Raw genomic sequence first — 13,965 nt, forward strand, 5'->3', positions numbered from 1 at the left:
ACGCTCTCCGACACACCGAATGTAGGTTTCAGGCAGAAGATCAACTGTCCGAAACCTACATTCGGTGTGCTCCAGAGCGTGACTCGCCGGGGTTAGAGGACCTTGGTCGAGGAGTTGGCCGCCACGGTGACGGTGCGCTGCCAGGAGCCGGAGCGGACCACGGTCCTGGTGCCGCCGACGCTGTGCAGGGTCAGGCCGGTGACCTTGGCGTTGCGCCACTCCAGATCGAGGGTGAAGCCGCCGCGGACGCCGATGCCGGTGACGCGGCCGGACCGCGCCCACGCGGCGGGGAGGGCGGGCAGCAGGTCGATCTCGCCGGGGCGGGACTGGACGAGCATCTCCAGCATGGCGGTGGGCGCGCCGAAGTTGGCGTCGATCTGGAAGATGGCCCGGTCGCCGAAGGAGTACATGTCGAACAGGTTGGGGGCGCTGCCGTTGCCGAAGTTCACCGACGGGGTCATGACGGTGAGCAGCATCCGGTACGCCATCTCGGCGTCGCGCAGGTGAGCCCAGCACGCCGACCGCCAGGCGCAGGCCCAGCCGAAGCTGTGGGTGCCGCGGGCGGTGAGCAGGTTGCGGACGCCGTCGATGATCTCCTTGGGGCTGGTGTCGACGCGAATCCGATCACCGGGGAAGAAGCCGATCAGCGGCGACAGGTGCCGGTGGGTGGTCTCGCCGAGGTTGTCCGGCGACATCCACTCCTCCAGCCACCCGGTCTTGGGGCTGACGACGGGCAAGTACAGCTTGTCCCGCATGGCGGTGATGGTCCTGGCGTAGTCCTGGTCCTGACCGAGGACATCGCTCGCCGTCTGGAAGTGGGTGAAGAGGTCCCACGCCAGTTCCTGCGAGTAGGTGTTGCCGATGCCGTCCTGCGGACCGTGCTCGGGCGACCAGTCATGGTCGTCGTAATGCTTGCCGTCCCGCTCGATCAGCCGGGCCTCCCAGAACTGCACGGCGCCCTTGAGCAGCGGGTAGATCTTCGCCAGGTACGCCTTGTCCTGCGTGAACTCGTAGTGCTGCCAAAGGTTGTTGCACAGCCAGGCGTTCCCGGACGGGTGCCACCACCAGCCGCTGCCGCCGTACGGGTTGGTGGAGAAGGCCACGGCCCAGCCGGCGACCTTGCCGCTGGAGTTGCGGAAACGGTTGCGAGGGTCGTTGAACGACCGCTGCGTGGTCGCACTCCACGTCGAAAGCTGCGACACACAGTAGTCAGCGAAGGCGTCGAAGCACCGGGAAAGGCCGGCACGGTCGGGCAGCCAGTAGTTCATCTGGACGTTGATGTCCGTGTGGTAGTCGGCCATCCAGTCCGGGTTGTTGTTCGACACCCACAGGCCCTGCAGGTTCAACGGCAGGCTGTCGCGCGATCCGCAGATCACCAGGTACCGCCCGAACTGCAGGTACATGGCCTCCAGTTCGGGGTCGGCATCGGCGTGCGGCGCGGCCCGTTCCCACAGCCGCGCCCAGGTGTCCATGGAACGCTGCTTGGACGACGACCGTCCCAGGTCGACGGTCATCCGGTTGTACAACGCCTGGTAATCCGCGACATGCGTGTCCAGGAGGACGTTGCCGGCGACGCCGGCGGCCTTCAACGCCTTGGCCGAGGCGACGGAGTGCGGGTCGACGGAGGCGTCCTTGAAGGCCGTCGCCGGGGTGGTGGCGTAGTTGGTCCCGCCGCAGACGATGATCAGCACCTCGCCGCAGCCGTTGAACACGACCTTGTTGCCCTGCACGGAAACGGTGCCGCCCTTGGCGTTCGCGGTGACGACGCTGGCGTAACGCAGGCCGTTGCCGAGGGTGCCAGCGAACGAGATGGAGCGGGCGTCGCCGGCCGTGGTCTCGCCGTGGGTGCCGGCCAGCGTCACGGAACCGGTGTAGCTGCCGCCGCCGGACTGGGTCAGCCGGATCACCATGACGTCGTCGGGGTGGCTGACGTACACCTCACGGCGGTAGTGCACGCCCTTGTACGTGTAACTTGCCGTGACCACGCCGTTGCTGAGGTCGAGCCGGCGGCGGTAGTCCTTGACCGCCGACAGCGCGTGCGCGGGCACGTCGACCCCGACTCTGGCGAGTTGGCTGTAGGTGCCGAAATGCGTCGTCTCGTACGGGAACTGCCCGTCGTCCTGGAGGGTGTCGTTGGCGTCGCCGGTCCACAGCGTGATGTCGGTGAGGTAGACGAAGTCGCTGCCCGGGTCGCCGCCGACCAGGCCGCCGAGCCGGCCGTTGCCGACAGCCAGGCCCTGTTCGATGATCCGACCTTCCTCGGCCGGCGCGGGGTACCAGAGCGCGGTCGCGTCATCGTCCGACACCACCTCGGCGGCCGCCGGCCGGACCGGGTCGGCCTGCGCCGCGAACGGCCGCAGCCCGGTCATCGCAGCTGCAACGCCCAACGCGCCGCCGAGACGCAGCGCGTCACGCCGGGTGCGACCAGCCAACTCGGTCATCGTCGACCTCCCATAGGCAATCCGGTATGGCCCGCACCCTGCTCAAACATCCGATGAATGTCAATATTGACTCTTGGACGAAGACCTGTCCGGTCAGCGGCGCGGGCACGCCAGGCGGAGGATGTCGCGGCGGGCGGGGCTGGCGCGGCAAGAGGCGACGAGGGGCGGCGCTGCGGCCGGGGGCGGGCTCAGGCGGAGGTCGGTGCAGCGGGCCGGGGGCGGGGCCAGACGGAGGTCGGTGCAGCGAGCCTGAGGCGGGCCAGGCGGAGGTCGGTGCAGCGGGCAGGGGTGCCGCAGTGAGAGGCGCCGGGCATGGGGCGCGGCGGGGCAGGTCGGGGGCGGTCCGAGCCGTGACTGGTGATCCCGCACGGCGGGGGTGGGGCCGGCGCGGGGGACGAAACCAGGCACCGGCCTCTACATCGACGAGTGGTCCTGCGCGGCCGGGCGAGGCCGAGCGTGGGGACCGCGTCCGTTCAGGCAGAACCGTCCGACCGGGCGGTCGCGATCGGGGTGCAGCCTGGGCCGTTCGGCGTAGCGTCGAATGTGAGCGGCACCCGGCCACCGCGCTCGGTCGGGTGCCGCCAACACAATCCGTTGCGGGACAACCCAAGTCTGCACCTAGGTACATTGTCGACGGTCGCCGCGATGGCAAAAGATCGCCCTATGTCCCTGAAATCTTGGGCCGTTGCCGCCGCGACGGTCGCACTCCTGGCCGTGGGCGCGCCGGCGTCGGCGGCTACGTCCACCATCGACGGCAGCTACGCGTTCAACGGAAACGGCTGGGCGGGCACGTTGCTGGTGTCGGGCTCGGCATCGGGCGCTCCGGCGATCACGATGCACTACACGGAACTGGGCCGGGACGAGCGGCTCACGGGCAGCTGGTCGGCGGCGTCGAGGACGCTGACGATCAACCGTCCGCTGCAGTGGAACAACAGCCAGACGTACACGCTCTACCTCGGCGACCACAAGCCGAACCAGCCGGTGTTCGGCGGCTACTTCACGCAGTCGGACGTGCCGGGCCAACGGTACGGGGTGTACGCGAAGGACTATCTGCCGCTGGGCACACCTCGAACGAAACTGTTCAAAGCCAACGACTCGCTGCCGGACGACCTGGTCGGCTTCTACGGCTTCAACGGAAACGGCTGGACCGGCACCATGAGCGTCCAGTTCACCCAGTGCCGGGTCCCGGAGATCAACCTGCGCTACGACGAACTCGGCCGCACGGAGCCGATCGCCCAGCGCACCTGGGATCCCGCCACGCACACGCTGACCTTCGTACGACCGCTCAGCTTCGGCGGCGTGACGCAGACCTACACGCTCTACTTCGCGAACCGCCTGCAAAGCACCCAGATGTTCGGCGGCTACTTCACGCAGTCGGACGTGCCGGGCCAGCGTTACGCCGCCTTCGCCTTCCTCCAGCCGGGCGGCGTCGGCTGCTAGGCGGTCAGCTCGGCGAACCGCTCGGGGCTGATGTTGCCACCGGAGAGGATCACGCCGACGCGACCGGAGATGTGCCCCTGCAGCACGGCGGCGAGCGCGGTCGCCCCACTGGGCTCCAGCACGATCTTCAGCCGCTCGAAGGCGAACCGCATGGCGGCGCGGATCTCGTCGTCGGTGACGAGCACGACGTCGTCGACCAGCCGCTGGTTCACCGAGAACGTCAGCTCGCCGGGCGTGTCGGCGGCCTGCCCGTCGGCGATGGTCCGGGGCACCGGGACCGACACCCGGTGCCCCGCGGCCAGCGACAGCTTGGTGTCGTTGCCCAACTCGGGTTCCACGCCGACCACCCGGATCCGCCGGTCCAGCCCCTTGGCCGCGGTGGCACTGCCGGCGATCAGCCCGCCGCCACCGATCGGCGCCACCAGCGTGTCCAGCGGCCCGATCTCCTCGATCAGCTCCAGCGCCGCGGTGCCCTGACCCGCCATCACATGGGGATGTTCGTACGGCGGGATCAGCGTCAAGCCCCGCTCCTCGGCCAGCGCGTTGCCGATGGCCACCCGGTCTCCGGTGTACCGGTCGTAGGTGACGATCTCCGCGCCGTAGCCGCGAGTGGCGTCCATTTTGGACTGAGGCGTGTCCGCCGGCATCAGGATCACCGCGCTGCTGCCGAATTCCCGGGCCGCCAAGGCGACGGCCTGGGCGTGGTTGCCCGACGAGTAGGCGGCGATGCCCCGCCGCAGTTGCTCGGGCGACAGCCGGGACACGGCGTTGTAGGCGCCGCGGAACTTGAACGCCCCGATGCGCTGGAAGTTCTCGCACTTGAGGAAGATCTCGGCGCCGGCACGCCCGTCCAACGTGCGGGAGCGCAGCACCGGCGTGCGGTGCGCGACGCCCTTGAGCCGGGCGGCCGCGTCCTGGACATCGTCAAGGGTGAGCATGTCCCGACACTATCCGCCGGATCGTCTCGCGCCGGCCGCGCGTGACCTCCGCCATATCGGCCCGCGCCGCCGCCAGCACGGCGGCCGGCGCGGTCTCCGGCGTGCCGGCGTCGAACGGCGGCTCCGGCGCGTACTGCATGTACAGCTGAAGTCCTTGCGCCACCTCGACCCCGCACAGCCGGGCGGCCAGCGTCAGCGCGCCGTCGATGCCGGACGTCACGCCGGCGGCGAAGATCCAGTCGCCGTCCACGACGACGCGCGAGTCGACGACCTCGGCGCCGAACTCCGGGAGCAGGTGCAGCGACGCCCAGTGGGTGGTGGCCCGACGGCCGGCCAGCAGGCCGGCGGCGCCGAGCAGCAGCGCCCCGGTGCACACGGACAGCACCACGTTCCCCGACTGCTTTCGCAGCCAGGCAAGGACTTCCTCGTTCTCCATCAGCACGTCCACGCCGCGCCCGCCGGGCACGTGCAGCACGTCCAACCGAGGCGCGTCGGCGATGGCGGCGTCCGGCACGATGGTGAGCCCCCGGACGTCCCGCACCGGCTCGCCGGTGATGCCGTAGACGCGACAGGTCGAGTCCGGCAGGCGGGACAGGACCTCGAACGGGCCGGTGAAATCGATCTGGTCCATGTTGTCGAAGACGAGCGAGCCGATGTCCATGCCCCGATCCTCAACCGGCCCGTCGAAGGACACGAGTGGCAGGACTGCCGCACTTCGCTAGGATCCTGCCATGCACCGGATCGCCGCCCTGGCCCTGCCGGACGTGGTCGCCTTCGACCTGTCCGTGCCGGCGCAGGTCTTCGGGCACCGCGACGAGCGCGACCGCTACGAGTTCACGGTCTGCTCGCAGCGGCCGGGCCCGGTGCCCACGACAACCGGCTTCAGCATCGAGGCGACCGCCGGCCTTGAGGCCCTGACCAGCGCGGACACCGTCATAGTGCCCGGCTTCTTCCCCCTCGACGCCCCACCCGAGCCGGTGCTCAGAGCCCTCCGCACGGCGACCGGCCGACTGGTCTCGGTCTGTACGGGAGCGTTCGCGCTGGCGGCGGCCGGCCTGCTCGACGGCCGCACGGCCACCACGCACTGGCAGGACACCGACGAGTTGGCCCACCGTTTCCCGAAGATCGACGTGCGCCCCGACGTGCTGTACGTCGACGAGGGCGGGGTGCTGACCAGCGCCGGCGTCGCCGCCTCGATCGACCTCTGCCTGCACCTCTACCGCATCGATCACGGCGCCGAGCCGGCCGCCCGAGTGGCTCGCCGCATGGTCGTCGCCCCGCACCGCTCCGGCGGCCAGGCGCAGTTCGTCGACCGGCCGATCCCCGCGGGCACGGGCCTGTCGCAAACCTGCGCCTGGGTCGTCGAACGCCTGCACGAACCGACCACTGTGGACGAGATGGCCCGCCACGCCGGTTACGCGCCAAGGACTTTCGCCCGCCACTTCCGCGCCGAGACCGGTATGACGCCGCTGCGCTGGCTCACCGCGCAACGCCTGCTGGAGGCCCGGCGGCTGCTGGAGGCGACCGAGTTGGGCATCGACGAGATCGCACGCCGTTGTGGGCTCGGCACCGCCGCCAACCTGCGGTTGCACCTGGCCCGCGAGTCGGCGACCACGCCGACCGCCTACCGCACGGCTTTCCGCGGCAGCACAATTCGCTGACAGGTTCCTCACAATCTCCTGCCATCGTGGCCGGCATGAAGCTCGCGCTCTACGCCGGTGCCGCGCTCGCCACGGTCACGCTGGCCGCCTGCGGCTCGACTCCCCCACCGCCGCAGGTCGCTTCGCTGGCCACCTCCAACGCCACGGCCACCAGCACACCATCCACTTCGGACGACTCGAAGCGTCCGCAACTGCGGCTCGACAGCTCCGACGACGACGTCAACGCGGTCTGGAAGGCGTACTACGCCTGCCTGAAGGACAACGGGCACAAGATGTTGACCGGCCGGGGCGACGAGCATGCAGGCGTCTACGACCCGTCCGGCACCAGTCCGGACATGAACGACGACAGCCCGCCCTCGGTCGCCGCCCGCAAGGCGTGCAAGGACAAGCTGCCGCTGCAGCCGCCGGAGCTGGACCAGTCGAGGAATCCGCACTACCTCGACCAGTACCACGCGTACATGACCTGCCTGACCAGCCACGATCTTGCCGTGCACGCCACCGATCCGTTCGGTTCGGGCTGGACCTACGACGACGGCGTCACGCAGAAGCTCAGCGAATCGCAGCAGCGACAGGTCGACCACGACTGTCAGCTGTCCTCATTCAAGCTGGGCTAGAGTCCCGTCGACGCCGTCCTCCAACAGCCCCAGGTCCTGCGCCGCGGCCAGCGCCGCCGCCTTGCTGTGCACGCCGAGCTTGCGGAACAGGCTGCTCTGCAGGTTTTCCACGGTACGCACGGAAATGCCGAGCAGCCGGGCGGTCTGCTTGGCGGAGTGGCCGCGGCCGATGGAGGCGATGATCTCCTGCTCCCGCCGGGTCAGCGAGAGCTGCCACCGCCACCATGTGCGGTCGCCGCCGCGAGCACGGCCCAGCATGGTGCGGGAATGCGCCGCGTCCACCATCAGATGGCCTTGGCCGGCCGCGTGCACAGCTGGCACGATCAGGCCGTCCATCCGGGCCGCGGGCAGTACTGTGACGCCGCTGGAAAGCGCTTCCAGGGCGTGCTGCAGCGGCAGTTCCCGGCTCGCGACCACCACCGGCACCGAGTGGTTGACCACAACCGCCTGCCAGTCCTCGGGCTCCGGGTCGATCAGCACAGTGGCCACGCCCGGCTCGTCCGCGCCGACCACGGGAATGCCGTGCTCGTCAAGAATCCGTCGCACACGGTCCGCGAGCAGGCAGCCGGTGGTCCGCGTGATGACGCACACCCGCAGCAGGTCCCGCAGCTGGCCGCGCTCCTGGCGGGGCAGGTCGATCACCGAAGCCATCAGGCCCAGCCGAGTGGCGCTCGCCGCCGCGTGCGCCTGGTTGTGCACGTCGAGCTTGGCGAAGATGCGCTGCTTGTGGTGTTCCACGGTGTGCAGGCTGATGCCGAGCTCGTAGGCCACTTGCCGCGGCGCGTAGCCGGCGCTGATCAGGTACAGCACCTCAAGCTCACGGGTGGTGAGCACCTGCCGCGTTCCCTTGTCCAGCCTGGTGATCTCCACTGCCACCGACGGCACCTTGATCGCCGCGACCAGCGCGTCCAGGCCTCGGGCGTAGGACACCAGCGCGCTGATGCCGGCCTCGTAGGCACGGATCACGTACGCCGCGGGCAGCACCTCGTGCACGCCGACCATGCGCAGCCGGCGGCCGGGCTCCAGCAGCAGCGTCACCAGCCGCTCGTTGCTCCACCGGGGCGTGTCCGCCTCGAACACCGCCACCTCGGGCCGGCACAGGTGGCACAGCTGAACCAGCTCGGGCGCGGAGGCCACGGTGCCCGCCAGCGTGATGCCCGGCTCCCGCGTCAGGTGTGTCGCCAGGAGTTCCCTGACCAGCCGGTTCTGGTGCTGGAGGACGACGTTCACCCGAGGATGTGCAAGCATTGACGATTCTCCCTCCGCCGCCCCCGACGAGGTAATCGCAGAAAACACCCGCGGCCATGGCCGGTCAATACCACCAAAAGCACCAGCCACGCGGGCGTCCAGACCAGTGAGAACCCGAAGTCATCGGATGAAATCGATTGCAACGGATGTCTCAGCTCATGTCCCTCCGCTATTTCCGAGAAAGGGCGCATCATGTGGCACGTTGGCGGCGGTCAACGAGAACCCACTCGACGGCGGCCGAGTATGACAGCGGTGCGTGCCCCCGGCAACAATACCGGCGGCGATTACCTAGGTGCCCTTTCACCACGGTGGCTCGTATTCGCGAACGCCATAGCGCGATCGGCCCAAACGACGGGTTCGAACGGTGCAGCCGGGACACCGCGGCGTCAACCGTGTACTAGGGAGAACTCGCCATACCGGCCCCGACCACCACGGATCTAGCATTCGGCTGGCCGAACCGGTCGTTGCACTGCTGGGGGTGGCGATGGGTGTCCGGATGCCGACGCGGTTCCACTGGACGCTGCCCACCAGCGGGGATCCGGTGGAGTTCTGCCGCTCGGCGGAGGACGGCGGCATCAACCAGGTGCTGCTGCCGTCGGCATTCCACCGGCCGGATCCGGTCGCCCTGGCCGCACACCTCGCGGCCGCGACGAAGGACGTCGGATTGATGATCTGCCCACGCACCGACATGCAGTCACCCACCCACCTCGTCCGTCAGGTGAACACGCTCTCAACAGTGACCGGCGGCCGGGTGAGCGTGCTCGGGGCGTGTCCGTACGATAACGATTTCCGGGCGCACGACGAGTTCTGGACGGTCTGCGACGCGTTGTGGCGAGATCCGGAATTCCGCCGCATCAACCCCCCGTTCACGGCGGCAGAACGGGATCGGCCCGAACTGTATTTCAGCGGGAGTTCGAGCGCGGCGTCCGACCTCGCGGTCCGGCACGGCGACGTGCTACTGCTCCTCGGCGACGCGCCCGCCGCAGTGGCCGGGCGAGGGAGCCGCGTGCGCGCTGCCGGCCGCGAGGTCGGGCTGCTGTTCTCCGTGGTGTGCCGGCGAAGCCGGGCCGAGGCGGTGGACGCGGCGCTGGCGCTGACCGAGATCGCCGGCGAGAACGCCTACGCGATAAGGGAACGTTTCCGGCTGCTGACCGCCGAGGCGGTGGCGCTGACCGGCGGCTGGTGCGAGTCGCCCGAGGAGGACGCCGACCACTGGCCGCGGCCGTACCTGTGGACCGGGGCGATGCCGTTCCTCGGCCCGCTCGGGCTGGCCCTCGTCGGCACGCCCGACGAGCTCGCCGACGCGGTGCTGGACTACCGGCGGGCCGGCGTCACCCACATCCTGTGCCACGGCGACGGGATGATTCCGTTCTGCCAGGAGGTTCTCCCCCGGGTGCGTGCCCTCGAACCGGGAGACCACAGTGGATGATGAGCAGTTCAGCCGGTGCCGCGCGGGTCCTGCCGGTACGGTGGCGATCATCGTTCGAGCACTGGAGCGAAGGTGAAGCGACTTCTCCTCGCGGCCCTGGCCTCGGTCGCCGCGATGGCCGCCACGGCCCCCGCGGCGTCTGCAGGTGTCGGTCCGCTGCACGTCGTCGCCATGGGCGACTCGTACGCGTCGGGCACCGGCGCCGGCGACTACCAGCCCGGCACCGAGGGTAATTGCTGGCGTAGCAACAACTCCTACTCGGAACAGCTCGTCACCCGGCTGCGGGCCCAGGGCCGGAGCGTGCAGTTCGCCAACGTGACGTGCAGCGGCGCGGCGACTTCCGATCTGTACAAGGAGTATCTCGGCCAGCCGCCGCAGTTGGACGCGCTTCGGGCCGACACCAGCGTGGTGCTGCTGACCATCGGCACCAACGACATCGGCTACGCGGCCTACGGCGGCCTGTGCATCCAGGGCGACTGCTCGGGCGGGCCGACCCAGGCCATCGCCGCGAAGCTGCCGGACATGGCGAAGAACCTGGGCCAGCTGTTCAAGGACATCCACTCGCGCAGCCCGCACGCGAGGATCGTGCTGTCCGGTTACGGCAGCCAGCTCACCGCCGGCCCGAACGCGAGCGGCGCGGAGCTGGACCCGATCTGCGAACCCGAGGTGTTCAGCGCGGAGGAGCGCACCGAGGGCAACGCGCTGGCCAGCCAGTTGGACAAGACGTTGCAGGACACCACTTCGCAGGCGAAGGCGGACGGCATCGACACGGCGTTCGTCAGCGAGTACGCGGCCGATTCCGTACACCTCGACGACGCCTTCGCCGGGCACTCGCTGTGCGAGGCGGGCACGCCGTTCTATCGAGGCTTCGACGCGCTGGCGCCCGGCCAGGAAGGGCCGGACGCCGTGCTGCATCTGAACAAGGACGGGCAGACCGCGCTGGCCGACCTCATCACGGCTCAGCTCTGATCACGGTGTGTGGCGGCACACCGGCGTGATCAGCGGGTGGTGTCGAGCACCACTCGGAACCGGGCCTGGCCGGACATCATGCGCTCGTACGCCTTCGGCGCCTCGCTGAGCGGCAGCACCTCGACCATCGGCCGAATACCCTGCGCCAGCGAGAACTTGAGGTTGTCCTCGTTCTCGATCGAGCTGCCGGTGAGGCTGCCCCGGACGGTGCGCGTGCCGAAGATCAGGTCGGAGGTCCGCACGGCGATCGGGTCCGCCGACGCGCCGACCACCAGCAGCTGGCCGCGCGGGGCCAGGCCCGGCAACAGCGGCGACATCGACGCGCCGCTCGCCGCCGTGGCGACGATCGCCGCCGCGCCGCCGAGCCGCTTCAGCGCCGCCGCCGCGTCCTCGGACGTGCTGTCGATGTAGTGGTGCGCGCCCAGGCTCTTGGCCAGCTCCGCCTTGTCCGTGCCGCGGGCGATCGCCGCGACCTGGTAGCCGAGCTTGTTGGCCTGCTGGATGCCCAGGTGGCCGAGGCCGCCGATGCCCTGGATCGCGACGAGCGCGCCGGGGGCGGCGTCGATCTGGCGCAGCGCCTGCAACGTCGTGATGCCCGCGCACAGCAGCGGGGCCGCGTCCACCGCGCTCAGCCCGTCCGGCACCCGCACCAGGCCGCTTGCCTTGGCGTACACCACTTCCGCGTAGCCGCCGTCGACCGTCGTCCCGGTCGTCGCCTGGTTGACGCAGTTGACGAAGTCGCCGCGACGGCAGGAGTCGCACACGCCGCACTGCCCGCCGAGGAAGCCGACGCCGACCCGGTCGCCGACCTGCCACACCTGCACGCCGTCGCCGATCGCGTCGATCACGCCGACCAGTTCGTGGCCCGGCACGATCGGCTTGGTCGGGTCTTCCCGCAGGCCCTCGACCGCCAGCACGTCGGAGTGACAGACGCCGTTGGCCTCCACCCGGATCCGCACCTGGCCGGCCGGCGGCGCCACCAGCTCGCGCTCCACCAGCCGGAAGTTCCGCACCCCGGTCACCTCGAACGCCCGATACGTGGTCACGACCAGCTCCCTCCATTGAAAATGACCGGTCGTCTCAACTATGCACCACGGCGCACGCGTCCGCCAACACCCACCCCGGCGAGTCCCGCCCACAGTCACACCGAATGCGCGAATCGGTTTCACGCATTCGGTGTGACGCTGAGCGGGACTCGCGGGGGTGTCTACGAGCGCTGCTCCGGGGGCACGTACTCGAAGGTGGGGCCGGCCGTCGTGCCGTCCCCGGTCGGCATCTTCATCAGCACCTGGGCCTGCGCTTTGATCACGTACATGTGGCGCACCGCCGCGCCCATCCGCGACGGGTTGCCGTTGAACGTCTCGTCCAGCATTGACAGCAGCAGGCAGTAGGCGTTGTTGAACTCCTGCTGCGCGGCGCGGATCGGGCTGTCCTCGGGATGATCGGAGGTGCGCGGATTGCGCCGCATCGGCAGCACGCCGTCGTAGTCGATGGCGATCTTGTCGCCGGTCGGGCCGGACTGCGGCGTGTCGCCGGTCCGGTAGCGACGACCGTGCTTGAGCTCCTGGAACCGGTAGAAGTGCGCCACTTCCTCACGATCCGGGTGGAAGACGTCGCGGTCGCCGTCCCACACCTCGGTGCGCGCGGCCCCCTCGCCCTGCTCCACGATCTCCGACAGCGCCGCCAACGCCGACTTCAGGTCGGTGACGGGCGTGACCGCGCCGGCGCCGGTGCGGAAGTGCATCTCGCCGACCTGCCGCTCCGGCGCACCGACAAAAACGGCGTCTTCGCCGAGCTTCTCGCACAGCGAGCGCAGTCCCGCCTCGATCGCGGCGTAGAACTGGCCGATCGTGCCGTACCGGTCCGCCTGCGGCGGCGCGTCCGCCGACGCCGGCCGCTCGATGTGCAGGAACAGCTCCAGCGCCTGCGGCCCGAAGGGATTCAGGTGCACCTGCACCGAACCGTCGCTATGCGGCAACGGATACGGGTAGGCCGGCAGCAGGTCCGGGCTGTCCAGCCTCGGCGTGCCGCCCACCGCGTTCAGCAGGTTCGCGGCCAGCGCCAGGTGCAGCATCTCCTCCACGAAGACGCTGCCGATCACCTCCACCACCTCGGGATTGCGGCCCGGATCCACCGAGTACAGCGCGCACAGGTACGGCGGGATGGTCGAGTGCTCGAGCTCGATCGCCCACTGCAGGTGGCGGCGGAGATCGTCCAACGTGTCGATGGCGTCCATCGGGAAACCTCGTCTCGGCGGGCCGACAGGTCGTGTCGGCAGCTAAGACAGAGGGCGAATGGGACTTGTGACAGCGGGACGGCCGAGATGGCCCGCCTGGTAGGCTCTGAACCCGTATTCAGGGCGCATAGCTCAGGGGTAGAGCACCGCCCTTACAAGGCGGGGGTCGCAGGTTCGAAACCTGCTGTGCCCACTCACTCGGGCGACGTGTGTCCGCAGAAGGCGCGGACCTCGTCGCTCGTCGTTTGTTTCTGGGGGACGACCCCCAGACCCCCGAGGCGAGGCTCCGCCTCGCACCGGGCCGCAGAAAGCGCGGACCACGTCGCTCGTCGTTTGTTCTGGGGGACGACCCCCAGACCCCCGAGGCGAGGCTTCGCCTCGGGGAGCGCACCTCAGCAAGGCCTCGGCCCGCGTTCGGTCGGTTCGAACACAACGACACTCGGGCCGAAACTTTCCGGCCCGAGTGTCGGAGGTCACATCTCAGAGCGCCTTCAGGGCCCGCTTCCACTGGTCCTGGTCGCGCGCCTCGCCGGGCTGGTTGGCCTCGGCGAAGCGGATCACGCCCTCCTTGTCGATGAGGAACGTGCCGCGCAGGGCCATGCCGGCCTTGTCGTTGAACACCCCGTACGCCTGGGCGGTGGCGCCGTGCGGCCAGAAGTCGGACAGCAGCGGGAAGGTGTAGCCCTCCTTCTCCGCCCACGCCTTGAGGCTGAAAGGCGTGTCCACGGACACACCGATGACCTGCACCTCGTCGTTCTGGTACTCGGCCAGCTCATCACGCACCTGGCACAGCTCGCCCGTGCAGATGCCGCTGAAGGCGAACGGGTAGAACACCAGCAGCACGTTCTTCTCGCCGCGGAACGACGACAGGGTCACGTCTTCCCTGTTCGCGTCCTTGAGCGTGAAGTCAGGGGCCTGGGTACCGACTTCCAGCGCCATGCTCGCGCATCCTCCCGGTGGGCTCGGCAGTTACCCGCCAAGCCTATGCC

General features: G+C 69.5%; 12 protein-coding genes and 1 tRNA gene. 6 read left to right on the forward strand and 7 right to left on the reverse strand.

Annotated elements, in window-relative coordinates; translation table 11 throughout:
* Positions 1–92: 92 nt before the first annotated feature.
* A complete protein-coding gene (locus BJ998_RS08435) occupies positions 93–2,441 on the reverse strand; it encodes a glycoside hydrolase family 95 protein (protein ID WP_184860024.1) in 2,349 nt (782 codons plus the stop codon).
* A gap of 663 nt (positions 2,442–3,104) precedes the next feature.
* Between BJ998_RS08435 and BJ998_RS08440 the strand changes: the two genes are divergently transcribed.
* The gene (locus tag BJ998_RS08440; RefSeq protein ID WP_184860027.1) at positions 3,105–3,881 is read left to right on the forward strand and encodes a hypothetical protein; all 777 of its coding nucleotides are present in this window, start codon (positions 3,105–3,107) and stop codon (positions 3,879–3,881) included.
* Here BJ998_RS08440 and BJ998_RS08445 read toward each other — a convergent pair.
* Positions 3,878–4,819, reverse strand: a complete 942-nt coding sequence (locus BJ998_RS08445) for a pyridoxal-phosphate dependent enzyme (protein WP_184860028.1) — start codon at positions 4,817–4,819, stop codon at positions 3,878–3,880. The genes BJ998_RS08440 and BJ998_RS08445 overlap by 4 nt on opposite strands.
* On the reverse strand, positions 4,806–5,480 hold the full coding sequence (locus tag BJ998_RS08450) for a DJ-1/PfpI family protein (protein ID WP_184860030.1): 675 nt from the start codon (positions 5,478–5,480) through the stop codon (positions 4,806–4,808). The genes BJ998_RS08445 and BJ998_RS08450 overlap by 14 nt, the downstream gene beginning before the upstream one ends.
* Positions 5,481–5,550: 70 nt before the next feature.
* On the opposite strand from BJ998_RS08450, the gene BJ998_RS08455 reads away from it, so the two are divergent.
* Together BJ998_RS08455 and BJ998_RS08460 are read left to right on the forward strand one after the other, a co-directional pair.
* Positions 5,551–6,480 (forward strand): helix-turn-helix domain-containing protein, encoded by a 930-nt coding sequence (locus tag BJ998_RS08455; RefSeq protein ID WP_184860032.1) that lies wholly within the window; start codon positions 5,551–5,553, stop codon positions 6,478–6,480.
* A 35-nt stretch (positions 6,481–6,515) separates the two neighbouring features.
* Positions 6,516–7,094 (forward strand): hypothetical protein, encoded by a 579-nt coding sequence (locus BJ998_RS08460; protein WP_184860034.1) that lies wholly within the window; start codon positions 6,516–6,518, stop codon positions 7,092–7,094.
* Here BJ998_RS08460 and BJ998_RS08465 read toward each other — a convergent pair.
* On the reverse strand, positions 7,077–8,342 hold the full coding sequence (locus BJ998_RS08465) for a helix-turn-helix domain-containing protein (protein ID WP_184860036.1): 1,266 nt from the start codon (positions 8,340–8,342) through the stop codon (positions 7,077–7,079). The two genes, BJ998_RS08460 and BJ998_RS08465, sit on opposite strands and share 18 nt — an antisense overlap.
* 496 nt (positions 8,343–8,838) lie before the next feature.
* On the opposite strand from BJ998_RS08465, the gene BJ998_RS08470 reads away from it, so the two are divergent.
* Together BJ998_RS08470 and BJ998_RS08475 are read left to right on the forward strand one after the other, a co-directional pair.
* Entirely contained in the window at positions 8,839–9,771 is a 933-nt protein-coding gene (locus tag BJ998_RS08470; RefSeq protein ID WP_184860038.1) for an LLM class flavin-dependent oxidoreductase, read from the forward strand.
* Positions 9,772–9,843: 72 nt separating this feature from the next.
* Positions 9,844–10,740 carry an SGNH/GDSL hydrolase family protein gene (locus BJ998_RS08475; protein ID WP_184860040.1) on the forward strand — a complete coding sequence of 299 codons (897 nt, stop codon included), beginning with the start codon at positions 9,844–9,846 and terminating at the stop codon, positions 10,738–10,740.
* 29 nt (positions 10,741–10,769) lie between these two features.
* Here the strand turns inward: BJ998_RS08475 and BJ998_RS08480 are convergent, their stop codons facing one another.
* Positions 10,770–11,786 (reverse strand): alcohol dehydrogenase catalytic domain-containing protein, encoded by a 1,017-nt coding sequence (locus BJ998_RS08480; protein ID WP_184860042.1) that lies wholly within the window; start codon positions 11,784–11,786, stop codon positions 10,770–10,772.
* A gap of 161 nt (positions 11,787–11,947) precedes the next feature.
* Complete coding sequence (locus tag BJ998_RS08485) at positions 11,948–12,976, reverse strand: ferritin-like domain-containing protein (RefSeq protein ID WP_184860044.1); 1,029 nt, start codon at positions 12,974–12,976, stop codon at positions 11,948–11,950.
* Between the two features lie 121 nt (positions 12,977–13,097).
* Between BJ998_RS08485 and BJ998_RS08490 the strand changes: the two genes are divergently transcribed.
* Positions 13,098–13,169, forward strand: a tRNA-Val gene (locus BJ998_RS08490).
* 287 nt (positions 13,170–13,456) lie between these two features.
* On the opposite strand, the gene BJ998_RS08495 is transcribed toward BJ998_RS08490, so the two are convergent.
* Positions 13,457–13,915: a peroxiredoxin gene (locus tag BJ998_RS08495; RefSeq protein WP_184860046.1), complete on the reverse strand. Its 459-nt coding sequence runs from the start codon at positions 13,913–13,915 to the stop codon at positions 13,457–13,459.
* Positions 13,916–13,965 lie beyond the last annotated feature (50 nt).

It is taken from the genome of Kutzneria kofuensis (genome assembly GCF_014203355.1).
Lineage (GTDB): Bacteria > Actinomycetota > Actinomycetes > Mycobacteriales > Pseudonocardiaceae > Kutzneria > Kutzneria kofuensis.

Coding starts and splice junctions, on each gene's coding strand:
- BJ998_RS08435 (WP_184860024.1), bottom strand. CDS start 2,441: ATGACCGAGTTGGCTGGTCGCACCCGGCGTGACGCGCTGCGTCTCGGC.
- BJ998_RS08440 (WP_184860027.1), top strand. CDS start 3,105: ATGTCCCTGAAATCTTGGGCCGTTGCCGCCGCGACGGTCGCACTCCTG.
- BJ998_RS08445 (WP_184860028.1), bottom strand. CDS start 4,819: ATGCTCACCCTTGACGATGTCCAGGACGCGGCCGCCCGGCTCAAGGGC.
- BJ998_RS08450 (WP_184860030.1), bottom strand. CDS start 5,480: ATGGACATCGGCTCGCTCGTCTTCGACAACATGGACCAGATCGATTTC.
- BJ998_RS08455 (WP_184860032.1), top strand. CDS start 5,551: ATGCACCGGATCGCCGCCCTGGCCCTGCCGGACGTGGTCGCCTTCGAC.
- BJ998_RS08460 (WP_184860034.1), top strand. CDS start 6,516: ATGAAGCTCGCGCTCTACGCCGGTGCCGCGCTCGCCACGGTCACGCTG.
- BJ998_RS08465 (WP_184860036.1), bottom strand. CDS start 8,342: ATGCTTGCACATCCTCGGGTGAACGTCGTCCTCCAGCACCAGAACCGG.
- BJ998_RS08470 (WP_184860038.1), top strand. CDS start 8,839: ATGCCGACGCGGTTCCACTGGACGCTGCCCACCAGCGGGGATCCGGTG.
- BJ998_RS08485 (WP_184860044.1), bottom strand. CDS start 12,976: ATGGACGCCATCGACACGTTGGACGATCTCCGCCGCCACCTGCAGTGG.
- BJ998_RS08495 (WP_184860046.1), bottom strand. CDS start 13,915: ATGGCGCTGGAAGTCGGTACCCAGGCCCCTGACTTCACGCTCAAGGAC.